Origin of the sequence: Streptococcus sp. 9.1(2021) (genome assembly GCF_030466425.1) — a bacterium.
GTDB lineage: Bacteria > Bacillota > Bacilli > Lactobacillales > Streptococcaceae > Streptococcus > Streptococcus wuxiensis.
The window spans coordinates 511,244-533,363 of record NZ_JAGQFU010000001.1 but is presented as its reverse complement, the minus strand read 5'-3'; the positions used below and the strand labels follow the sequence as shown (position 1 = coordinate 533,363).

Sequence of the window (22,120 nt, the reverse complement as noted above, 5' to 3'; positions counted from 1 at the left end):
TAAAGGAAAGCCTATGAAAATTAAAAAATTAGCAACTGTTAGTCTTTGCTCAACACTTCTTTTGACCTTAGTAGCTTGTAGTCAAACTCAAAAGGCTTCTGATAGTACTGCTGAAACTTCAGTGACTCAATCACAGTCAAATCAGGTTTCCTGGAAAGCAACTTATAGCAATTTGAATAATCAACCGAGTGTAGAAGAAGTTCGGAAAGCCTTAGCTGCACATTTGGATAAAGATAGTGTCGATGCATTTTTTAACCTTGTCAATGATTACAACGCGACTGTCGGTTCAGTAGGCTTAACTGGAGATTTTTCTCCATTTACCAAAACAGACTATGATGTTGAAAAGATAAGCAATCTTTGGGCTCCTAAAAAGGGTGATTTTGTCGGTACCAACTGTCGTATTAACAGTTATTGTTTATTAAAAAATTCTATCGAAATTCCTAAATTAGAGAAAGATGATTCTCTCTTGTTTGTCGATAATGATGCCATTGACAAAGGTAAGGTCTTTGATGCAGAAGACAAGGATGCCTTTGATATTTTATTCTCAAGAGTCAAGACCGAAGCAACGACAGATGTCAAAGTTCATGCTGCAAAGATGGAACAATTCCTTTCTCAATTCAAGTTTAATGAAAATGCAAGAATGCTCTCCGTAGTCGTCCATGATGACTTGGATGGTCAATCCCTCTTTATTGGCCATGTCGGGATACTTGTACCAAGTGAGGACGGCTATCTCTTTGTTGAAAAGTTAACCTTTGAGGAGCCTTATCAAGCCATCAAATTTGCGACCAAGGAAGATTGTTACAAATATCTAGATACAAAATACGAAAACTATACAGGAGAAGGTCTAGCTAAACCATTTATTATGGATAATGATAAGTGGGTTCAATTTTAAGGGAGTAGACATTATGGATGCATTGTTTGGAATGATAGTCTTATTCCTAATTGGGGTATGGGCTGTTTGGGTTATCAAAGGAAACCAGCAGAGACCCAGAAATAATGAAAGATTTATTGGTTATATCAATCGATACGATGAAGATGGAGAACCCTACCAAGCAGAGATTTGGGAAGTGACAGAAGATGAGGACTAGACATATGGAATTACAAGATTTTACAGAAAAAGAACAAGAAATGATTAAAAAGGGACTGACTTTCTCTAAACTTAGCGATAAGGAAACAACCGATAAGATTATCGCTCTAATCCCTCAAGAATACATTAAGCGTATCCCGTTTTTTGTTAGAAAACATGCGATTACTCGTACGATTAAGAGAATCTCTCTTGAGTATCCGGAATTGTACGCTGTTGCTGAACAAGAAGGCCAACTTCCAGATAAAGAAGCTCAAGAATTACGACAAATTCTTACTGATATTTTCCAAGAAAAAATGAATAAGCATAAAATCAAGTAGGAGCGCCTAAACGCTCATCTATTTGATTATATGCTTACTAATGACTAAAGCTAACACTCCATCATTCCCACATGCTATGCTGAGCTCTGACTCCATAGCTATCAATCGAACCATCTGAATTAAACTTGGATTCAATACGGTACCTTTTCCAGAGGTCGTAATCTGCTGTTTGGATGGTTAGGATAAAGTTAGTATCTTTATCAGAGACGTTATAATCAGCTGGATTGACTTCAAAGATATCGATTAATTTTCGTGTTTGAAAATCTTGGAGCTTGAGATTTGCTAACTTGACATGATTGATGGAAATTTCTTCTAGTTGATTGTTATCCTTAGGTGTTCTGTAATAGGTGATGACGCAGTTTTTGAGTTGATCAGTATCTCTACCCGTAGGAGTAAGGCTCATAAAGCCGTAGGACTGATTATCCCGCTTGACTTCGAGAAGCTGACCGTAGTAGAAGTGGTCGTTTTTGGGATTGGTGATGGAACTCTCTGGATTTTTATCTTCGAAGCTAAAGCCTTGGTCCAAAAGCTCGGAAGCCTTGGTCTCACCAATAATGACAGTGGTATCTTGAATGGTTACTGAAACAGGTTGAGCTGGAAGTCCACTCATCATCATGCAAAACATAAAAACATAACTCGTTAAAAAAGCTGTCCCGATAAAAGCGTTGGTTGATGCATAGACATGACTGTTATGAAAGTTCTTTCTTATAGCAAGTACAACAAATTTGCCAATACTTTTTAAAACCATACTAACAATTACGATAAAAAATTGTTTTTTCAAACATTCATAAATGGCTTGAGGAAAGCTATTACCATGATAATAGAAGACAGCCAATACGAGTAGATTTACGATTAAATAGATTAGCAAGAACCAATGAATCTCTTTAAGGGCATTAGCATCAGTGATTTCTTCATAGTCAACGTGAATTCTTCCTTGAACAGCATGGCCGAGTTTATAAATCCATTTGGGAATGTCTTTGCCTTTTTTAACCGCAACTACAAGTCTAATATAGAGATAGATAGTAAAGCACAAGGATAGAAAGAAAAGAGCATAAAATCCTAAAACAATAGTGGTGAGCATGACTACTTCCCCCGTTTTTCAATTGCTAGAGAACAATTTTGTTAGCTCCATTATAGCACTTTCTAGGGAAATAGAGCTAGAAATATCAGCAGTTTCCTTAAAGATAAAAAGATGAGAATCATTGCCATTTAAGCTTTACCGATTGTGCTGATAGAAGGCTGCCCCCTTCTTCTTAATGGTTTTATTGATTGGGAATTGGACAATGAAGAGAAAGATAAGATTTGAGAGAGAACATAAAGGAGTAGAGAGCAATGGGTAGAACGGTGATTATAGGTACTTTAATAGTTTTTGCAATCTTTAATCTGCTACTCGGTCTGGGTTTTTATCTCTTTCTAAAAAAGAGGAAAGAGAATGGGCAGTCATTGTACGAAACTCCTGTAAATCAGCAAACTCGAACAGAAAAACTGGGTCTAGGAGAGATTTTGGTCTACCTGTCCCTGATTGTCATCGCAGGGCTCTTTGCCTTTCAGACCTTAAATAGAGGTGGTGTTGGGAATTCTATTTTAGCCAAAATGATTCTCCTACCTGCTATAATGGCCCTTTTCAATGCGAGAAAAAGGACTGGGAAGTCTATGCTTGCCCTCCTTATAACCTTGATGGTCTTTCTAGTAGGAGTCATGTTTCATCTCACGATTGGTTTGCCACCTCAAGCACCGATTTTGCAAATTAATGAAAGTAAAATCACTTTAGCAGAAACCAAAGCAAGTGATTTGATGGAAGCTGGATTTGATATCTATGTCAGACAAGGTGATGGTGGTAGCGACTACGAAGACCTCCTGACAGATGGCAATTTTCAAAAGTATTCAGGAGATAAATCAGTCACTATCGAAAAAGGCTTTAGACTTGATAGCAATGCTGTTCCCTACGCTCCCTATCTTCTGGCAAAAGATGGCATAGTTCTTGGCAGTATTTCCTTTTACGGTGCTGAGGACCAGGATGTGGCTTTAGAAGATTCTAAGGTTATTCAGGTTCGATCTAATAAGGACAGTATTGAAGAAGCAAAGAAACATTCTATCACTTTCAAGTTAGATGAACTCGACTTGACTACTAGACTTGATATCCCGCTTGTTCAAGAAACTTTCAAAAAGCATCTATGGTCAATCCCCCCATCAAATACAAGTGATGTCACTCAATTGTGGTATGGATTACAGTGGTCAAGTCACAGTGACTCTCTATTTTGGAATGAGTATTATAGTCTCATCCGCCTAGATGAAAATTACTTGATGACTGATTTTGAACTAGCTGCCAAAGTTGCGCGTGATGAGTAAATACGATTTTGAATAGTTGAATTTGCTTATGACTATCTATAGGAATTAATTTATTTAGTTCCTTTTTTTGTTTTTGATTTAAATGTAAAACGATTTCTATTTCTTGGTTGAATAAATTACACGAACTAAATATTAAATTATTTAAAAAAAGTTCTAAAAATACTTTACAAGATTGTGAAATCATGGTATAGTAATGAAGCTTAGAAAATGAGATGATGTTTTCTAGCAAATATAAACCCGAGTAAAAAATGCCTACGGACAGGCAGGGTTGAATGCCGAAGCGTGGTTGAAAAGCCACATTATTGATAGGGTTAAAAGCCTACTTTTATAAGTTGATGTTAGGACATTAGTTCTAATTCGTAAAGATTTGTTAGTGTGGTGAAAGCACACGTCATCTTGTGAAACGATCAATAAAGTACGTAATATTTGCTACTAGAGAGTTAGGAAACATCAGGAACAGACATACTCAAAAGAAACAAACATAAACACGTCAGTAGATTGTAGAGCAGGTGCCAACCTGCTCTTTTTTTCATAAGTATCCTTTAGAGCCTTGCATTGTTAAGGTGTAAAACTATGGTAAAGGAGTATGTCTAAAACATGTTAAATCAAAACCAAGCTCCCATCTATGAGGGGTTGGTCAAATTACGAAAAAAAAGAATTGTACCGTTCGATGTACCTGGTCATAAGCGTGGTCGTGGGAATCCGGAATTAGTGGAACTTCTTGGTGAGAAATGTGTTGGTATCGATGTCAATTCTATGAAACCTTTGGATAATCTAGGACATCCCATTTCGATTATCAGAGATGCAGAAGAACTAGCAGCAGAAGCATTTGGTGCTGCTCATGCCTTTTTAATGATTGGCGGGACAACCTCATCCGTGCAAACCATGATTCTTTCCACCTGTAAATCCGGTGATAAAATCATCCTTCCACGAAATGTCCATAAATCAGCTATTAATGCTCTCGTTTTATGCGGAGCAATTCCTATCTATATTGAGATGAGTGTGGATCCCAAAATCGGTATTGCTTTGGGGCTTGAGAATGACCGTGTGGCGCAAGCTATTAAGGACCATCCGGATGCCAAGGCTATCCTAATTAACAATCCAACCTATTATGGGATTTGTTCAGATCTTAAGGGTTTAACAGAGATGGCACACGCCGCAGGAATGAAAGTCTTAGTAGACGAGGCGCACGGTGCTCATCTGCACTTTACAGATAAACTTCCTCTGTCTGCTATGGACGCAGGAGCAGATATGTCAGCTGTATCCATGCATAAGTCCGGTGGCAGCTTGACTCAAAGTTCCCTTCTTTTAGTTGGCGATCAGATGAATCCTGAGTACGTACGTCAGATTATTAACCTGACACAGTCAACATCAGCATCCTACTTGCTAATGGCTAGTTTAGATGTTTCTCGTAGAAACCTAGCCCTTCGTGGCAAAGATTCCTTTGAGAAAGTTATTGAGTTATCTGAGTATGCTCGTCGTGAAATCAATGCCATCGGTGGCTACTACGCCTACTCAAAAGAACTAATAGACGGTGTCTCAGTTTGTGATTTTGACGTGACTAAGTTGTCAGTCTATACTCAGGGTATTGGCTTAACAGGTATCGAGGTTTATGACCTCTTACGAGATGAATATGACATTCAGATCGAGTTTGGTGATATCGGGAATATCTTGGCCTACATTTCGATCGGTGACCGTATCCAAGATATTGAGCGCTTGGTAGGTGCTTTGGCTGATATCAAGAGACTATACTCACGAGATGGGAAGGACTTGATTGCTGGAGAATATATCCAGCCTGAGTTGGTGCTATCCCCTCAGGAAGCCTTCTATGCAGAGAGAAGAAGCTTAACATTAGACGAGTCTGTGGGGCAAGTCTGCGGAGAATTTGTCATGTGTTATCCTCCAGGTATTCCAATCCTAGCGCCAGGTGAACGGATTACACGAGAAATTGTGGATTATATAAAATTCGCCAAAGAACGTGGTTGCTCCCTCCAAGGAACGGAAGATCCAGAGGTCAATCACATCAACGTCATTGAAAGAAAGGAGAACTAGATGGATTTATGGTTTTCTGAAGTTCATACTCCAGATGTGAAGTTAACGATGAGAACAGCAAAGCAACTGTATTCTGGTCAAAGTGAATGGCAGGATATTGAAGTATTAGATACACCAGCTTTTGGGAAAGTGTTAATTTTAAATGGGCATGTCTTGTTTTCAGATGCAGATGATTTTGTCTACAATGAAATGACAGTCCATGTTCCAATGGCTGTCCATCCCAATCCAAAGAAAGTTTTGGTTATCGGGGGGGGAGACGGTGGTGTTGCCCAAGTATTAACGCTATATCCTGAACTGGAGCAAATTGATATCGTGGAACCAGATGAGATGCTGGTTGAGGTTTGTCGAGAATACTTCCCAGATTTTGCTGCGGGACTTGATGACCCTCGTGTCACCATTTACTACCAAAATGGACTGAGATTTTTGAGAAACTGTGAAGATGATTACGACATCATCATTAACGATGCGACAGATCCATTTGGCCATACGGAAGGGCTCTTTACCAAGGAATTTTACGGCAATAGTTACAGAGCCTTGAAAGAAGATGGTATTATGATTTACCAACATGGTAGTCCTTTCTTTGACGAAGATGAGTCGGCTTGCCGAAGTATGCACCGCAAGGTCAATCAAGCCTTTCCAATCAGCAGGGTTTACCAAGCACATATCCCAACTAGTCCTGCTGGCTATTGGTTATTTGGATTTGCATCGAAAAAATATCACCCTGTCAAAGATTTTGACAAGGAAGGCTGGAAAAAACGCCAGCTTTTCACAGAATACTACACTGCAAACCTACACGTTGGTGCCTTTATGTTGCCAAAATACGTTGAAGACATTTTAGAAGAAGAGGAAGGAAAAAAATGAGTCGTTTATTAGTTATTGGATGTGGGGGCGTTGCCCAAGTTGCTATATCAAAGATTTGCCAAGATAGCGATACTTTTAAAGAAATTATGATTGCTAGCCGTACCAAGTCAAAATGTGATGAATTAAAGGCTAAATTAGAAGGAAAAACAAGTACTAAAATTGAAACAGCTGCTCTTGATGCTGACAAGGTGGAAGAAGTGATTGCCTTGATTGAAAGCTACAAACCAGAAGCTGTTTTGAACGTAGCTCTACCATACCAAGATTTGACTATTATGGATGCTTGTTTGGCAACAGGAGTCCACTATATCGATACTGCCAACTATGAGGCTGAGGACACAGAAGACCCTGAATGGCGTGCCATCTATGAGAAACGTTGTAAGGAACTTGGTTTTACAGCCTACTTTGACTACTCATGGCAATGGGCTTATCAAGAAAAATTCAAGGAAGCAGGCTTGACAGCTCTTCTTGGTTCTGGTTTTGACCCAGGTGTAACCAGCGTCTTTTCAGCTTATGCACTCAAACATTACTTTGATGAAATCCACTATATCGACATTTTAGACTGTAATGGTGGGGACCATGGTTATCCATTTGCAACTAACTTTAACCCAGAAATCAATCTACGTGAGGTTTCTGCACCAGGTTCTTACTGGGAAGATGGAAAATGGGTTGAGGTCGAAGCAATGTCTATCAAACGTGAGTATGATTTCCCTCAAGTTGGTCAAAAAGACATGTATCTCCTCCACCATGAAGAAATCGAATCATTAGCAAAGAATATTCCAGGTGTTAAACGCATTCGTTTCTTTATGACTTTTGGTCAATCCTATCTAACGCACATGAAATGCTTGGAAAACGTTGGGCTTCTTCGTACAGATGCGATTAACTTTAACGGACAAGAAATTGTTCCGATTCAATTCTTGAAAGCCTTGCTTCCAGATCCTGCAAGCCTTGGACCACGTACTGTTGGAAAAACTAATATCGGATGTATCTTTACTGGTGTCAAAGATGGAGTTGAAAAGACCATCTACATCTACAATGTTTGCGACCATCAAGAATGTTACGCAGAAGTTGGTTCACAAGCCATTTCTTACACAACAGGTGTTCCTGCTATGATTGGGACAAAATTAGTGATGGATGGTACATGGAAACAACCAGGAGTTTATAACCTTGAAGAGTTGGATCCAGACCCATTCATGGAAGCTTTAAATAAATACGGTTTGCCATGGGTTGTGGTTGAAAATCCACAAATGGTGGACTAATGAAATTAGAACAAGTACCAACACCAGCTTACGTCATTGATTTAGCAAAACTAGAAGAAAATTGTAGAATTCTGCAAGAGGTTCAGGAAAAGGCAGGTTGTAAGGTTTTGCTAGCTCAAAAGGCTTATTCTCTCTATAAAACCTATCCCCTAATTAGCCAGTATCTATCAGGTACGACAGCTAGTGGACTCTATGAAGCCAAGCTGGCTAGAGAAGAGTTTCCGGGGGAAGTCCATGTATTTGCGCCTGCTTTCAAGGAATCAGATATGGAAGAGTTGCTGCAAATATCTGATCATATTGTTTTTAACTCAGAGAGACAACTACGAAAATATGGTCAACGTTGTCGTGAAGTTGGTATAAGTGTAGGTCTTCGCATCAATCCTCAATGTTCAACGCAGGGTGACCACGCGCTTTATGATCCTTGTGCACCTGGCTCTCGTTTTGGAGTAACTTTGGATAAGATACCAAGTGATTTATTGGAATTGGTTGACGGACTTCATTTTCATACTCTCTGTGAGCAAGGGGCAGATGATTTACAAACGACTTTGAAAGCAGTAGAAGAGCAGTTTGGAGCCTATTTGCATCAAGTTAAATGGCTCAATATGGGTGGTGGTCATCATATTACGAGAGATGACTATGATGTGGACTTACTGATTTCTGAGCTTAAACGAATTCGAGAAACTTATAACCTTGATGTCTATATCGAACCAGGTGAAGCCATTGCACTTAATGCGGGTTATCTAGCAACAGAAGTCTTAGATATTGTTGAAAACGGGATTGAGACCTTGGTGTTAGATGCCTCGGCAAGCTGCCATATGCCAGATGTTCTTGAGATGCCTTATCGTCCCCCATTAAGAGATGGATTTGAAGCGCAAGAAAAACCTTATACTTATAGACTCTCTTCAAATACTTGCCTGACAGGTGATATCATTGGGGATTACAGCTTTGAAAAACCGATAGAAATCGGTGATTGCCTCTATTTTGAAGACATGGCTATTTACTCCTTTGTCAAAAATAATACCTTTAACGGGATTGGACTTCCAAGTTTGTATCTCATGGATAAAGAGGGTGAGTGCAGTCTAGTCAAAGCATTTGGCTACCAAGACTTTAAGGAGAGATTATCATGATGGACAGCCCAAAGAAATTAGGTTATCGTATGCCTGCAGAGTATGAACCCCATCATGGGACTCTCATGATATGGCCGACTCGACCAGGTTCTTGGCCATTTGAAGGCAAGGCCGCTAAAGCTGCTTTTAGCCGGATTATCAAAACCATTGCTCAAGGGGAAACAGTCTACCTTTTGGTGGAGCAAGACTATCTATCTGAAGCACAATCTTATCTTGGAGACAATGTTGTTTATCTAGATATTCAGACAAATGATGCCTGGGCTCGTGATACAGGTCCGACCATTCTCCTCAATGATCAAAGGAAAAAGTTGGCGGTAGATTGGTCTTTCAATGCCTGGGGTGGTGCTGTTGACGGTCTTTACCAAGACTATGAAGCAGATGACCAAGTAGCCAGTCGCTTTGCAGAAGTTTTAGATATACCTGTTTACGATGCCAAACCATTTGTACTGGAAGGCGGAGCTATTCATAATGACGGTCAAGGAACTATACTTGTGACTGAAAGTTGCTTGCTCAGTCCGGGTCGTAATCCTCACCTGACTAAAGAGGAGATTGAAGAGACCTTACTAGAGAGCCTTGGTGCCGAAAAGGTCATTTGGTTGCCTTATGGTATTTATCAAGATGAGACAAATGAACACGTCGACAATGTTGCTGCCTTTGTTGGTCCTGCAGAGGTTGTTTTAGCTTGGACGGACGACCAAGAAGATCCTCAGTATGCCATGTCTGCAGCTGATTTAGCTCTCTTAGAGAAGGAAACTGATGCAAAAGGCCGGAGTTTCACTATTCATAAACTTCCAATCCCAGCTATTCATCAAGTAGTTACAGAAGAAGATTTGCCGGGATATACATATGAAGAAGGCGAAGAGGAGCGTTATGCAGGGGAACGTCTAGCAGCTTCCTATGTAAATTTTTACATTGCTAATAAGTCTGTATTAGTGCCGCAATTTCAGGATGTAAACGACCAAGTAGCCTTGAATATCCTGAGCCAGTGTTTCCCAGACCGTGAAGTTGTCGGAATTCCTGCAAGAGATATTCTTTTAGGTGGTGGAAATATCCACTGTATTACCCAACAAATTCCAGAATAGGAGAAAAAGATGAGAAATGTAACGGTTGCAGCTATTCAGATGCAATGCGCTAAGGATGTGGAAACCAATATCCAAACAGCTGAACGTCTAGTTCGACAAGCTGCTGAGCAAGGAGCCCAAATTATTCTCTTGCCTGAATTATTTGAACGTCCCTATTTCTGTCAGGAGCGTCAGTATGACTACTACCAGTATGCCCAGTCGGTGACAGAAAATACGGCCATTCAGCATTTTAAAGGAATTGCCAAGGAGCTAAAGGTCGTTTTACCGATCAGTTTCTATGAAAAGGATGGTAATGTCTTGTACAATTCTATTGCTGTCATTGATGCAGATGGAGAAGTGCTTGGCGTTTATCGGAAGACTCACATTCCTGATGACCATTATTACCAAGAGAAATTCTATTTCACACCTGGAAACACAGGCTTCAAGGTCTGGGATACTCGCTATGCCAAGATTGGTATTGGCATCTGTTGGGACCAATGGTTTCCTGAAACAGCCCGTTGCCTTGCTTTAAATGGTGCAGAATTGCTCTTTTATCCAACAGCTATTGGTTCAGAGCCTATTTTGGATACAGATAGTTGTGGTCATTGGCAACGTACTATGCAAGGGCATGCAGCAGCAAATATTGTGCCAGTTATTGCAGCCAATCGTTATGGTTTAGAAGAAGTCACCCCTTGCGAGGAAAATGGAGGACAAAGTTCCAGTCTTAACTTCTACGGTTCATCCTTTATGACCGATGAAACAGGAGCTATTTTAAGTCAAGCCGAACGACAAGATGAAGCAATCCTCTTAACCACTTATGACCTTGACAAGGGAGCGAATGAACGCCTGAACTGGGGTCTCTTTAGAGACAGAAGACCAGACATGTATAAAGATATTGTCAGATGAGAAAAAGCCTCTAAGAGGCTTTTTCTTTATATACTATATTAATTTTTGATAAAGTATTAGAAATCTGATAAAATGGGGTATAAGAAGTTTTAAAATTTTAAATGACAGTTTTTTAAAATTAAAACATTTTGAGAGGTAAAATATGATTACAGGCGAATTAAAGAATAAGATTGATCAGCTTTGGGAAATGCTATGGACAGAGGGGAATGCGAATCCTTTGACCAACATTGAGCAATTGACTTATCTTTTATTTATGAAGGATTTGGACAGAGTTGAACTTGGACGAGAAAATGATGCTGAATTTCTAGGTATTCCCTATGAGGGAATTTTCCCAAAAGATAAACCCGAATATCGTTGGTCAACCTTTAAGAACTTAGGAGATGCCCAAGAAGTTTATCGTCTGATGTCACAAGAGATTTTTCCATTTATTAAGAATCTGAAGGGGGATACTGACGATACAGCTTTTTCACGTTATATGCGTGAAGCGATTTTTCAAATCAATAAACCTGCTACCTTACAAAAGGCGATAGCTGCTCTGGATGAGTTACCTACGGATATAAAAGATATTGGAGACATCTACGAGTATCTATTGTCAAAATTATCTCAGGCAGGGGCAAATGGTCAATTTCGTACTCCTCGTCATATCATTGATATGATGGTTGAGCTAATGCAACCGACAATTAAGGATATTATTTCAGATCCTGCCATGGGGTCTGCAGGATTTTTAGTTTCTGCAAGTCGCTACCTAGACCGAAGAAAAGAAGAGTGGCAAACAAATATTGACAGTGTAAAGCATTTCCACAATACTATGTTTCATGGGAATGATACGGATACGACAATGTTGAGACTTGGTGCTATGAACATGATGCTCCATGGGGTTGAAAATCCCCAAATTTGCTATCTAGACTCACTATCTCAAGATAATGAAGAAGCTGATAAATATACTCTAGTTTTAGCCAATCCACCTTTCAAAGGATCTCTTGATTATGATTCAACCTCTGGAGATTTGTTGGCTACGATTAAGACTAAGAAGACAGAGTTGCTTTTCCTTGCCCTTTTCTTACGCACTTTGAAGCCAGGTGGACGTGCAGCTGTTATTGTACCGGACGGTGTCCTATTTGGTTCCTCTAAAGCTCATAAAGGGATTCGTCAGGAAATCGTTGAGCATCATAAACTAGATGCAGTTATTTCGATGCCAAGTGGTGTTTTCAAGCCTTATGCAGGGGTTTCAACCGCTATCCTTATCTTCACTAAGACTGGAAATGGTGGAACGGATAAGGTTTGGTTTTACGATATGAAAGCAGACGGTCTGAGTTTAGATGATAAACGCCAGCCTATCAACGAAAATGATATTCCAGATATTATTCAACGATACCATCAATTAGAGAAAGAAACAGATCGTAAGAGAACAGACCAGTCCTTCTTTGTTCCAGTTGATGAGATTAAGGAAAATGATTTTGATTTGTCCATCAATAAATACAAAGAAATCGAGTATGAAAAAGTTGACTATGAACCAACAGAAGTCATCTTAAAGAAAATCAATGATCTAGAAAAAGAAATTCAAGCTGGCTTAGCAGAGTTAGAAGAATTACTAAAGTAGGGAGATGCATGTATGAAAAAAGTGAAGTTGGGGGAAGTTTGTGAGATTTTATCTGGTTACGCTTTTAAATCATCACAATTTAACGATAAAAAAATTGGGCTTCCCTTAATCCGAATTCGAGATGTAGAGAGAGGTTTTTCTGATACCTACTTTGAAGGAGCTTATCCAGAAGAATATTTGATTAAAAATGGAGATTTATTGATTACAATGGATGGCAGTTTTATATTGAAAAAATGGGAGGGGGATTTAGCGCTACTTAATCAACGTGTCTGTAAAATTAAAATTACGGATAAAAGTGTAGATGAAGGTTATATAGCTTGGTTGATTCCGAAATTCCTGAAAGAAATTGAAGATAAGACCCCTTTTGTTACAGTAAAACATCTTTCAGTAGCTGAAATTAAAGATATCTCATTTGTTTTGCCTAATAAACTGGAACAAAAGTTAATTTCAAAAAAACTAAATACAATTAGTCATATTTATGATTTTCGTAAAATTCAGTCAGAAGGATTAAATGAGCTCGTCAAATCCCGATATTTCGAGGAGGTGGTTGCATGAAGAAAGTGAAGTTAGGGCAATTGGTTTCTATTCAAACTGGTAAATTGGATGCTAATGAGGCAGTTCCTGGAGGTAAGTATCCATTTTTTACAACAGCAAAAGAAATTTCTTGTATTAATGAATACGCTTATGACGATGAAGTCGTTTTAGTAGCAGGAAATGGGGATTTAAATGTTAAGTATTATAAAGGTAAATTTAATGCTTATCAGAGAACCTATATTTTGACTAGTAATTCTAATGTAAGAATGAAATATTTATACTACTTTCTTGATAAGTACATTGAAGTTTTACGATATCAATCAATTGGAGGAGTTATAAAGTATATTAAGCTCAATAATTTATCAGATGCACAGATTCCAATGAGAAGTACTATTGAACAAGATAAAATTATTAGAATATTAGAAAAGTTAGACAATGAAATTATAATTAGAAATAAACAACTTAGTGAACTTTCTAACCTTGTAAAATCCCGATTTAACGAGATGTTTGGGGGAAATAAACAATTTGAAAGTATTGATAATCTATTTGATATTATAGATGGTGATAGAGGAAAAAATTATCCGAAATCAGATGAGTTGTTTGATGAAGAATATTGCTTATTTTTAAATACAAAGAATGTTACAAAAAATGGATTTTCATTTATTACAAATCAATTTATTACTGAAACAAAGGATAAATTGCTTAGAAAAGGCAAACTTGAGCGTTATGATATAGTCTTGACAACAAGAGGTACTGTTGGAAATGTAGCGTACTACGATGAATCAATAAAATATAAACATTTACGCATAAATTCAGGTATGGTAATATTACGTCCTAAGAAACCAAATCTAAATCAGATATTTATTATCCACGTTTTAAGGAATAATAATTATAGTCGAGCGATATCAGGAAGTGCTCAACCTCAGTTACCAATTATAAAATTAAAAAAAATACTTCTTCCCCTCCCCCCTCTTTCCCTCCAAAATGAGTTCGCAGACTTTGTGGCTCAGGTAGACAAATCACAATTGGCAATTCAAAAATCACTAGAAGAACTGGAAACCTTGAAAAAATCTCTCATGCAAGAGTATTTTGGCTGATATTCTGTCATTGTAATTACGGTATTTATTTGTTATAATACTTCAAAGGAGGAAATCAGATGGTAGTAAAAACAAGAAAACAAGGAAATTCAATCACCATCACCATTCCAAGTGAATTCAATATTCCAAGTGGTGTTAAATACGAAGCGAAATTGTTACCAAGTGGTGAAATTATCTTTACTCCCGAAGAGTCTGGGCATCAGATTTCTTATGTATCTGATGATGCCTTTGACTTAAATTTGGACAAAATTTTTGACGAATACGATGATGTTTTCAAAGCTTTGGTGGAAAAATGACAGTCTATCTGACAGAAAGGCAAATCGAGAAAATCAATTCTTTAGCAATTCAACGGTATTCACCTAATGAAAAAATTCAAACAGTTAGTCCTTCTGCCTTAAATATGATTGTCAATTTACCAGAACAATTCGTCTTTGGCAAACCTCTTTATCCAACAATTTTTGATAAGGCAACGATACTATTTGTCCAATTGATCAAGAAGCATGTTTTTGCCAACGCTAATAAACGAACTGCTTTCTTCGTTTTAGTGAAATTCCTACAGTTGAATGGATATCGTTTTTCTGTAACAGTTGAAGAAGCGGTCGCTATGTGCGTTACTATCGCAGTAGAAGCCTTGACAGATGAAAAGTTAGCTTCCTACACCAAATGGGTATCTGAAAATTCGTTTAGAGTTAATGGCAAAAATTAAGCTTGGATGTTTAAATCCTATAAGAAAAAAATAGATAAACAGACAGTATTAGAATTCTGTAATGCAGAAAACTAATATTGTCTCTTTTTATTGAAATGATGAAAGTGAGAAAATATGGAAACAAAAGTGACAATTATCATTCAAGAAATGCTACCCCTTTTAAACAATGCACAATTACTAGCATTGCGGGAGAGTTTAGAGCGCCATTTAGTGAGTAGTGTAAATCAACAGAAGTATACGAATAATTCCTTGTTAGCTTTATTTATTACTGCTAAACAGGTGGAGGGTTGTAGTGCAAAAACCATTCGTTATTATCAAAGGACCATTGAAAACTTATTTACAAGCATAAAGCAGTCTGTAACACAACTGACAACAGATGATTTGAGAAGTTATCTAGCACAGTATCAGTCAGAAAAAGATTGCAGTAAAGCAAATTTGGACAATATCCGACGCATCCTGTCTTCGTTTTTTGCTTGGCTTGAGCAGGAGGAATATATCATCAAAAATCCTATTCGAAGGATTAAAAAGATTAAGACCGAACAAACTGTGAAAGAAACTTATACTGATGAACATCTTGAAATCATGCGAGACAATTGTGAAAACTTAAGGGATTTAGCAATGATCGATCTACTAGCTTCAACAGGAATGCGCGTGGGAGAACTTGTGCAGCTGAATCGCTCAGATATTGACTTTGAAAATCGAGAATGTGTTGTATTTGGGAAAGGTAAAAAGGAAAGACCTGTTTACTTTGATGCTCGGACGAAAATCCATTTAAAGAACTATATCAATAGCAGAGAAGATAATCATCCAGCTCTTTTTGTTACCTTACTTGGAAAAGCCCAGAGACTTGGAATAGCTGGTGTTGAGATTCGATTAAGAAAGTTAGGTCAAAAGCTTGGAATACAAAAGGTCCACCCACATAAATTTAGAAGAACACTAGCAACAAAGGCAATTGATAAGGGAATGCCTATCGAACAAGTCCAAAAACTGCTAGGTCACAGCAAAATTGACACAACCTTAGCCTATGCTATGGTAAACCAAAGTAATGTCAAACATTCCCATCAGAAATTCATCTCTTAAGTGCAAATCCCGATTTAACGAGATGTTTGGGGATCCTGTTTTGAATGAAATGGGTTGGGAAAAGCATAGATTATCAAAATTAACATTAAAAATTGGTTCAGGTGCTACACCTAGAGGAGGAAGAGAAAGTTATGTCAACGAAGGGATAGCGCTCATTAGAAGTATGAATGTATATGATGGTAAGTTTATTTTCAAAGATTTAGCTTATTTAACTAATGTTCAGGCTGAAAAATTAAATAATGTAATTGTTGAATCTGACGATGTTTTGCTGAATATTACAGGTGCATCTGTATCTCGTTGTTGTATTGTTCCACAAATTATTTTGCCTGCGAGAGTTAATCAGCACGTTTCTATAATTCGTTGTAAAAAGCACTTATTATCACCAATATTTTTAAATCAACTTTTAATAACTTCCGAGTTTAAGAGTTTGCTACAGAAAATAGGAGAAAGTTCAGGTGCTACTCGTCAAGCGATAACAAAAAATCAGATTGAAGAATTAACCATCCCCCTCCCCCCTCTTTCCCTCCAAAACGAGTTCGCAGACTTTGTGGCTCAGGTTGACAAATCACAATTTGCTTGTCAGAAGGCTATAAAACTGTGGAGAAATAGCTTGAAATCTAGTATAATATAGGTATCTATTTAATCAAAGTGAGAGAAAAATGGGAAATTTTGATTTTCTTTTAAATAACGAGGAGTATGGATCTTTTTCAAAGCCCTGTATAGAAGCTGAGAATATGATTGGGACATCTACTGTAGCGACAGCTTTCATGGCACGTCGTGCCTTGGAGCAGGCTGTTCATTGGATTTATAGCCATGATTCTTATTTGGAAGCCCCTTATCGTGCTACCTTGTCTTCATTAGTTTGGGATGATGACTTTAGAGAAATCGTAGATCCAGAGCTTCATAGTCAGATGGTTCTCTTGATACGTTGGGGCAATCATGCTGCTCATGGTGGGGAGATCAAAGAACGTGAAGCGATTTTAGCCTTACATCATTTGTACCAGTTCGTAAACTTTATTGATTACTGCTACAGCAATGAGTTTGTGGAACGTTTTTTTGACGAGAAGTTATTGCCAATTTCAGAGAATGTCAAGAAAAGAGAAACACCACAAGCCATGGTGGAACTGCAAGAAAGTTTACCTGTTATGCCTGACTTTCATGAACAAATGGCTGTACAGTCCTTGGAAGTTCAAGAAAATTATACAGAAAAACGTGAAACTGCTGCTCAACGGCAAGAGATTTCTTTTCATATCGATCAGTTATCTGAGGCTGAGACGAGAAAACTCTTTATTGACATTGATTTACGCTTAGCAGGTTGGACATTTGAAGAAAATTGTCGAGTTGAAGTCGCTGTTAATGGACTGAAACACGGATCGGGAACAGGTTATTGTGATTATGTCCTTTATGGTAAAAATGGAAAGATTTTAGCAATTATTGAAGCCAAAAAGGCTGCAGTTAATCCAGAAGTCGGTGAAGTACAAGTTAAGGAATATGCTAAAGCGCTAGAGGAAAAAATAGGTTACCAACCGATTTGTTTTATTACAAATGGCCTCAAGCACTACATTCTTGATGGTGTAAATCGTCGCCAGGTTGCAGGATTCTATTCTCAAGAAGAATTGCAATTATTGATGGACAGACGACATTTGCAAAAACCACTGGAGGATATTTCTAGTAAAATCAGAGACGATATCTCTGGTCGATATTACCAGAAACATGCGATTGCAAGTGTTTGTGAGTCTTTTTCCAACAATCGAAGACAAGCTCTTTTGGTAATGGCAACTGGTTCTGGGAAAACTCGAACAGCAGTCTCTCTTGTTGATATCCTATCACGTCACAATTGGGTCAAAAATGTTCTCTTTCTAGCTGACCGAACATCTCTTGTAAAACAAGCCTATGATTCATTTAGGAAATTACTTCCAGATCTTTCGGTTTGTAACTTTTTAGAGGATAAAGCTGGGGCACGATCAAGTCGTATGGTGTTTTCTACTTATCCGACCATGATTGGAGCTATTAGTGATCAGGAAGAAGTCATTCAACGCCCTTTCACTGTTGGTCATTTTGATCTTATCATTATTGACGAGTCCCATCGCTCTATTTATCAAAAATACAAGGCCATTTTTGATTATTTTGATGCTAGAATCGTAGGCTTAACGGCCACACCTCGTCAGGATCTTGATAAAAACACTTATGGATTTTTTAACTTGGAAAATGGTGTTCCTACCTATGCTTATGATCTTGAAAAGGCTGTTGAGGATGGCTACTTGGTATCCTATCATTCGATTGAAACCAAGTTAGAATTACCTACAGATGGGCTTCATTACGATGATCTATCCCAAGAAGATAAAGAATATTTTGATAGCCAATTTGAAGATGATAGTCTAGAAAAAGACATTGATGCTGGAGCTTTTAATTCCTTTATTTTTAATAAAGCTACAGTTGAGATTGTTCTAGATGAACTAATGACGAGAGGAATTCAAACAGCTTCAGGGGATGAGATTGGAAAAACGATTATCTTTGCCAAGAATCACCACCATGCTGAATTTATTAGAGAGATTTTTAATAAACGATATCCTGAAAAGGGGAGCGACTATGCTCAGGTGATTGATTACAGTATTAAACATTATCAAACCTTGATTGATGATTTTAAAATTAAGGAGAAATATCCTCAAATTGCAATTTCAGTTGACATGTTGGATACAGGTATTGATGTTCCAGAGGTTGTCAATTTAGTCTTCTTCAAGAAAGTACGCTCAAAAACAAAATTTTGGCAGATGATTGGTCGTGGAACCCGTCTCTGTAAAGATTTGTTTGGACCTGACCAGGATAAGGAAAACTTCTTGGTATTTGATTATGGTGACAACTTTGAATACTTCAAAGCAGATCCGAGAGAAGGAAATGGACGTCATATTGTTCCCTTGACACAGCGTTTGTTTAATATCAAGGTAGACTTGATTCGTGAACTGCAGAGCCTTAATTATCAAGAAAATCAGTTTGCAAGAGAGTATCGTCAGCAACTGGTCTCAGAACTTCATAGCCATGTAGAGGACTTGAATGAGTTAGACTTTAGGGTTCGTATGGTTCTAGATACGGTGTATACATATAAGAAATTAGAAAATTGGCAAAATCTTACAACGATTTCATGTGAAAGTCTTCATACTCATATATCTCCTCTCATGTTTGATGAAGATAATGAAAATGAAATGGCTAGACGCTTTGATTTATGGATGTTAGAAATTCAAGTCGGACAACTAACCTCTAAGCCATCACGGACTCATATATTACAAGTTATGAAAACTGCTCAGGCTCTTGCTTCTGTTGGTAATATCCCTCAGGTCTTTGCACAGGCTGAAATTATAAGGAAAGTTCAAGAACCTGAATTTTGGGAGGAAGTAAGCTTGTCTGAACTTGAAAAAATACGCCTTTCTCTAAGAGATTTATTGCAATTCTTGGATAAAAAGAGCCGAAAGGTATATTATGTCAATTTTGAAGATCGAATTCTTTCTACTGTTTATGAAACCACTCCTTATTTGCAGGTAAATGATCTTCGATCCTATAACGAAAAAGTTGAACACTATTTGAAAGCTCATTTGGATGAGGAAGCAATTTCTAAATTGTATCATAACAAGAAGTTGATTGCACAAGATTTATTAGCATTAGAAACTCTATTGTGGGAAAAATTAGGAAGTAGATCTGACTATCAGCAACACTATGAGAACAAGGCTATTCCTAGATTAGTTCGTGAGATTATAGGTTTGGATAGAGAGGCCGCTAATCAAGTGTTTTCAAAGTTCTTGTCAGATGAAAGCCTTAATGCTAAGCAAATTTCTTTTGTGAAATTGATTGTCGATTATGTCGTTGAAAATGGTTATATGGATAAGTCGATCCTGACACAAGAACCGTTTAAATCTTATGGATCTGTACAAGTACTATTTCAACATCAAATACCAGTATTGAGGAATATTGTCCAAACAATTGACTTAATCAATAATCGCGCCGAAGAAGTAGCTTGAAAATAGAAAGAGAATCACCATGCAAACACAAGAAGAAATGAATGTTTTGGTACCTGAAAAACTAGCAGAAATTGAGCGTAATTATGATGTTACTGTTTTGTGGGCAATTGAGTCTGGTAGTCGCGCTTGGGGCTTTGAGTCTCCGGATAGTGATTTTGATGTACGTTTTGTATACAAGCACAAGCAAGATTTTTATCTAAGCTTGAACGATCATCGAGATGTCATCGAACTACCAATTGACGATACATGGGATGTGAGTGGCTGGGATTTGGACAAGGCTTTAAAGTTACTTTATAAGTCAAATCCAACCCTCTTTGAGTGGTTACAGTCGCCAATCGTTTACCAGCAAGACGAAGGCTTTATTGACCGTATCCGTCCGCTTGTCAGTCAGTATTTTTCCGAGAAAAAGATGCTCCACCATTACTTGAATACTGCTAGAACTCAAATGAATAAGTATCTTTCAGGAGATAAGGTCAAACCTAAAAAGTATTTCTATGCACTTCGTCCTATTTTAGCTTGTCGTTGGATTGAAAAACATCACTCTGTTCCACCGATTTTGTTTGATGATTTGGTCAAAGAACTCCTCCCTGATGAAATGAAAGAGCATGTGTCTAAATTGCTTGAAATAAAGGTAAAGGGACCCGAAGGCATGGAAATTGAGCCGATAGAGCCGATTCAGGACTTTATCATCAAAAATATCCAAGAGCTGGATGACTACGTCCAAAGTGTTACAGAGGAAAAGAAAGACTGGAAAGCTCTTAATCAATTTTTCCTTGAAGAATTAAGTAGTGACTGAGGTTAATTATGGGAAAATGGACTTGTAGATGTGGTCAAGCAATGAACGACCACCAAGCGCCTGATCCAAATGCTTATTCGGTTTATTCGGATGAGTTGCTTGAAGATATTTTTAACAATACTGACGAACATGATAGAATTTCCTATGAAGACATTTCGGAGGCTTCCTTCTATATGTGGAAGTGCCCAAATTGTGGTAGTTTTATGGTCTTTGGCGAAGTGGATAATCCAAATTGTTTCACTTTTTATGAGCGCCAGACCAGTGGAGAAGCTGAACCACTTTTCGATCCTGATCAGGAGTTAAATATTGTAGTTGTTGAGTTTCAAGAAGGTGGAAATGGTTATACTTATATATGTGACGAGCCAAATATCCATATTGGACATGCTGTTATTGTCCCAACAGGGAAGGAAAATATTGAAAAAATAGCTCTGGTAGTACAGAAATATCATGCTTACCCAAGAGATATCACTTATCCCGTTGAAAAGTTAAAAAGAGTCATCCGTAGGTATTCTATTTTTGATCCTGAGACTTCAAAAATAGTTTGTAAAAATATACTTGAGCATGGAAAAATTCTAAATGCTTGTTCGAACAAAGTAAATATAGAGTCTAAACAAATTTACCATGCAATCAAAACTCCTCTAGGCTATTTTTGGTTGGAGTTAAATAGAATTCCAATTCCGATGAAAATCACACAAATTCAAGTTAAAGATAAAAGGTATCAGGTAGAGGGTGCCTTCTTCATTAAACCCACCAAGGTAAACTACAGAAAATTGTTAGAACTTGAATTATGTGCAGATTTTGATATTGACGCCTCTCGTTGGATTGACGTTCTATCAGACGAAAATGTTTGGGGAAACACCTGGGAAATGAATGGTCTTCAATTTGGAATTACTGCAGGAGAGTCCCCAGAATTTGAAGACGAAGTAGTTGCAAGAAAATTTAGCCGTATCCCACTTTATTATGACTGGCATCCAGAATTTGAAGATTATTATGGCTTTAGTATAGCCTGGAAAAAATACGAGTCTGATAGTGATTTGTCGATTGATTTCTATACAACATAAGCTAGAGGAGAATAAGCATGAATCAAGCCTGGGAATTATTGTTTGAAGGGAAGATTGATGAGGCCAAGAAAATAGTCTCAGAAATCTTCTCGTTAGAAACTTGCAAGGATTACAGCCTTCTCAATTTGCTGGGTTATATCAAGCTCTTTAAAAAACTGGCGATCAGATCGGAGCCCGAGAAGTTAAAAACTTACTAAACAAGAAAAAGTAGCCCCCTCAG

At 37.8% G+C, this 22,120-nt stretch carries 21 protein-coding genes and 1 pseudogene; 21 read left to right on the top strand and 1 reads right to left on the bottom strand.

Annotated elements, in window-relative coordinates:
* The first annotated feature begins 13 nt into the window (after positions 1 to 13).
* The 3 genes from KBU52_RS02620 to KBU52_RS02610 are packed head-to-tail and all read left to right on the top strand — an operon-like array spanning position 14 to position 1,404.
* Positions 14 to 892: a DUF4300 family protein gene (locus KBU52_RS02620; protein ID WP_254724214.1), complete on the top strand. Its 879-nt coding sequence runs from the start codon at positions 14 to 16 to the stop codon at positions 890 to 892.
* Positions 893 to 905: 13 nt separating this feature from the next.
* Positions 906 to 1,088, top strand: coding sequence for a hypothetical protein (locus KBU52_RS02615; RefSeq protein WP_254724213.1), 183 nt, complete (start codon positions 906 to 908; stop codon positions 1,086 to 1,088).
* A 4-nt stretch (positions 1,089 to 1,092) separates the two neighbouring features.
* Complete coding sequence (locus KBU52_RS02610; RefSeq protein ID WP_254724212.1) at positions 1,093 to 1,404, top strand: hypothetical protein; 312 nt, start codon at positions 1,093 to 1,095, stop codon at positions 1,402 to 1,404.
* Between the two features lie 61 nt (positions 1,405 to 1,465).
* Here the strand turns inward: KBU52_RS02610 and KBU52_RS02605 are convergent, their stop codons facing one another.
* Positions 1,466 to 2,485 carry a hypothetical protein gene (locus KBU52_RS02605; protein WP_254724211.1) on the bottom strand — a complete coding sequence of 340 codons (1,020 nt, stop codon included), beginning with the start codon at positions 2,483 to 2,485 and terminating at the stop codon, positions 1,466 to 1,468.
* Positions 2,486 to 2,736: 251 nt separating this feature from the next.
* On the opposite strand from KBU52_RS02605, the gene KBU52_RS02600 reads away from it, so the two are divergent.
* The 18 genes and pseudogenes from KBU52_RS02600 to KBU52_RS02515 all read left to right on the top strand — a co-directional run bounded on the left by KBU52_RS02600 (position 2,737) and on the right by KBU52_RS02515 (position 22,097).
* Complete coding sequence (locus tag KBU52_RS02600) at positions 2,737 to 3,753, top strand: hypothetical protein (protein ID WP_254724210.1); 1,017 nt, start codon at positions 2,737 to 2,739, stop codon at positions 3,751 to 3,753.
* A 597-nt stretch (positions 3,754 to 4,350) separates the two neighbouring features.
* Entirely contained in the window at positions 4,351 to 5,805 is a 1,455-nt protein-coding gene (locus tag KBU52_RS02595; RefSeq protein WP_254724209.1) for an aminotransferase class I/II-fold pyridoxal phosphate-dependent enzyme, read from the top strand.
* Positions 5,806 to 6,666 carry a polyamine aminopropyltransferase gene (speE, locus tag KBU52_RS02590; RefSeq protein WP_084857435.1) on the top strand — a complete coding sequence of 287 codons (861 nt, stop codon included), beginning with the start codon at positions 5,806 to 5,808 and terminating at the stop codon, positions 6,664 to 6,666.
* Positions 6,663 to 7,922, top strand: a complete 1,260-nt coding sequence (locus KBU52_RS02585; RefSeq protein ID WP_254724208.1) for a saccharopine dehydrogenase family protein — start codon at positions 6,663 to 6,665, stop codon at positions 7,920 to 7,922. The genes speE and KBU52_RS02585 overlap by 4 nt, the downstream gene beginning before the upstream one ends.
* Positions 7,922 to 9,049 (top strand): carboxynorspermidine decarboxylase, encoded by a 1,128-nt coding sequence (gene nspC, locus KBU52_RS02580; RefSeq protein WP_254724207.1) that lies wholly within the window; start codon positions 7,922 to 7,924, stop codon positions 9,047 to 9,049. The genes KBU52_RS02585 and nspC overlap by 1 nt, the downstream gene beginning before the upstream one ends.
* Positions 9,046 to 10,131, top strand: a complete 1,086-nt coding sequence (gene aguA / locus KBU52_RS02575; RefSeq protein ID WP_254724206.1) for an agmatine deiminase — start codon at positions 9,046 to 9,048, stop codon at positions 10,129 to 10,131. Before nspC ends, aguA begins: the two co-directional genes overlap by 4 nt.
* A gap of 9 nt (positions 10,132 to 10,140) precedes the next feature.
* Entirely contained in the window at positions 10,141 to 11,016 is an 876-nt protein-coding gene (gene aguB / locus KBU52_RS02570) for an N-carbamoylputrescine amidase (RefSeq protein ID WP_254724205.1), read from the top strand.
* 142 nt (positions 11,017 to 11,158) lie between these two features.
* On the top strand, positions 11,159 to 12,616 hold the full coding sequence (locus KBU52_RS02565; RefSeq protein WP_006151818.1) for a class I SAM-dependent DNA methyltransferase: 1,458 nt from the start codon (positions 11,159 to 11,161) through the stop codon (positions 12,614 to 12,616).
* 12 nt (positions 12,617 to 12,628) lie between these two features.
* Positions 12,629 to 13,150: pseudogene (locus KBU52_RS02560) on the top strand (restriction endonuclease subunit S); the annotation flags it as partial.
* A gap of 17 nt (positions 13,151 to 13,167) precedes the next feature.
* Positions 13,168 to 14,247, top strand: a complete 1,080-nt coding sequence (locus KBU52_RS02555) for a restriction endonuclease subunit S (protein WP_254724204.1) — start codon at positions 13,168 to 13,170, stop codon at positions 14,245 to 14,247.
* A 59-nt stretch (positions 14,248 to 14,306) separates the two neighbouring features.
* The gene (locus KBU52_RS02550) at positions 14,307 to 14,543 is read left to right on the top strand and encodes an AbrB family transcriptional regulator (RefSeq protein ID WP_000260607.1); all 237 of its coding nucleotides are present in this window, start codon (positions 14,307 to 14,309) and stop codon (positions 14,541 to 14,543) included.
* On the top strand, positions 14,540 to 14,953 hold the full coding sequence (locus KBU52_RS02545) for a type II toxin-antitoxin system death-on-curing family toxin (protein WP_006151792.1): 414 nt from the start codon (positions 14,540 to 14,542) through the stop codon (positions 14,951 to 14,953). The genes KBU52_RS02550 and KBU52_RS02545 overlap by 4 nt, the downstream gene beginning before the upstream one ends.
* A gap of 114 nt (positions 14,954 to 15,067) precedes the next feature.
* Entirely contained in the window at positions 15,068 to 16,033 is a 966-nt protein-coding gene (xerA, locus tag KBU52_RS02540) for a site-specific tyrosine recombinase/integron integrase (protein ID WP_254724203.1), read from the top strand.
* Entirely contained in the window at positions 15,999 to 16,664 is a 666-nt protein-coding gene (locus tag KBU52_RS02535) for a restriction endonuclease subunit S (protein WP_254724202.1), read from the top strand. Before xerA ends, KBU52_RS02535 begins: the two co-directional genes overlap by 35 nt.
* 28 nt (positions 16,665 to 16,692) lie before the next feature.
* Positions 16,693 to 20,043, top strand: coding sequence for a DEAD/DEAH box helicase family protein (locus tag KBU52_RS02530; protein WP_254724201.1), 3,351 nt, complete (start codon positions 16,693 to 16,695; stop codon positions 20,041 to 20,043).
* A 19-nt stretch (positions 20,044 to 20,062) separates the two neighbouring features.
* A complete protein-coding gene (locus KBU52_RS02525; protein WP_254724200.1) occupies positions 20,063 to 20,839 on the top strand; it encodes a nucleotidyltransferase domain-containing protein in 777 nt (258 codons plus the stop codon).
* 8 nt (positions 20,840 to 20,847) lie between these two features.
* Positions 20,848 to 21,900, top strand: coding sequence for a hypothetical protein (locus KBU52_RS02520; protein WP_254724199.1), 1,053 nt, complete (start codon positions 20,848 to 20,850; stop codon positions 21,898 to 21,900).
* A gap of 17 nt (positions 21,901 to 21,917) precedes the next feature.
* Entirely contained in the window at positions 21,918 to 22,097 is a 180-nt protein-coding gene (locus tag KBU52_RS02515; protein WP_254724615.1) for a hypothetical protein, read from the top strand.
* Positions 22,098 to 22,120 lie beyond the last annotated feature (23 nt).

Excerpts from the sequence above, each read along its gene's own strand:
- KBU52_RS02620 (WP_254724214.1), top strand. The coding sequence starts at position 14 with ATGAAAATTAAAAAATTAGCAACTGTTAGTCTTTGCTCAACACTTCTT.
- KBU52_RS02615 (WP_254724213.1), top strand. The coding sequence starts at position 906 with ATGGATGCATTGTTTGGAATGATAGTCTTATTCCTAATTGGGGTATGG.
- KBU52_RS02610 (WP_254724212.1), top strand. The coding sequence starts at position 1,093 with ATGGAATTACAAGATTTTACAGAAAAAGAACAAGAAATGATTAAAAAG.
- KBU52_RS02605 (WP_254724211.1), bottom strand. The coding sequence starts at position 2,485 with ATGCTCACCACTATTGTTTTAGGATTTTATGCTCTTTTCTTTCTATCC.
- KBU52_RS02600 (WP_254724210.1), top strand. The coding sequence starts at position 2,737 with ATGGGTAGAACGGTGATTATAGGTACTTTAATAGTTTTTGCAATCTTT.
- KBU52_RS02595 (WP_254724209.1), top strand. The coding sequence starts at position 4,351 with ATGTTAAATCAAAACCAAGCTCCCATCTATGAGGGGTTGGTCAAATTA.
- speE (WP_084857435.1), top strand. The coding sequence starts at position 5,806 with ATGGATTTATGGTTTTCTGAAGTTCATACTCCAGATGTGAAGTTAACG.
- KBU52_RS02585 (WP_254724208.1), top strand. The coding sequence starts at position 6,663 with ATGAGTCGTTTATTAGTTATTGGATGTGGGGGCGTTGCCCAAGTTGCT.
- nspC (WP_254724207.1), top strand. The coding sequence starts at position 7,922 with ATGAAATTAGAACAAGTACCAACACCAGCTTACGTCATTGATTTAGCA.
- aguA (WP_254724206.1), top strand. The coding sequence starts at position 9,046 with ATGATGGACAGCCCAAAGAAATTAGGTTATCGTATGCCTGCAGAGTAT.
- aguB (WP_254724205.1), top strand. The coding sequence starts at position 10,141 with ATGAGAAATGTAACGGTTGCAGCTATTCAGATGCAATGCGCTAAGGAT.
- KBU52_RS02565 (WP_006151818.1), top strand. The coding sequence starts at position 11,159 with ATGATTACAGGCGAATTAAAGAATAAGATTGATCAGCTTTGGGAAATG.
- KBU52_RS02555 (WP_254724204.1), top strand. The coding sequence starts at position 13,168 with ATGAAGAAAGTGAAGTTAGGGCAATTGGTTTCTATTCAAACTGGTAAA.
- KBU52_RS02550 (WP_000260607.1), top strand. The coding sequence starts at position 14,307 with ATGGTAGTAAAAACAAGAAAACAAGGAAATTCAATCACCATCACCATT.
- KBU52_RS02545 (WP_006151792.1), top strand. The coding sequence starts at position 14,540 with ATGACAGTCTATCTGACAGAAAGGCAAATCGAGAAAATCAATTCTTTA.
- xerA (WP_254724203.1), top strand. The coding sequence starts at position 15,068 with ATGGAAACAAAAGTGACAATTATCATTCAAGAAATGCTACCCCTTTTA.
- KBU52_RS02535 (WP_254724202.1), top strand. The coding sequence starts at position 15,999 with ATGTCAAACATTCCCATCAGAAATTCATCTCTTAAGTGCAAATCCCGA.
- KBU52_RS02530 (WP_254724201.1), top strand. The coding sequence starts at position 16,693 with ATGGGAAATTTTGATTTTCTTTTAAATAACGAGGAGTATGGATCTTTT.
- KBU52_RS02525 (WP_254724200.1), top strand. The coding sequence starts at position 20,063 with ATGCAAACACAAGAAGAAATGAATGTTTTGGTACCTGAAAAACTAGCA.
- KBU52_RS02520 (WP_254724199.1), top strand. The coding sequence starts at position 20,848 with ATGGGAAAATGGACTTGTAGATGTGGTCAAGCAATGAACGACCACCAA.
- KBU52_RS02515 (WP_254724615.1), top strand. The coding sequence starts at position 21,918 with ATGAATCAAGCCTGGGAATTATTGTTTGAAGGGAAGATTGATGAGGCC.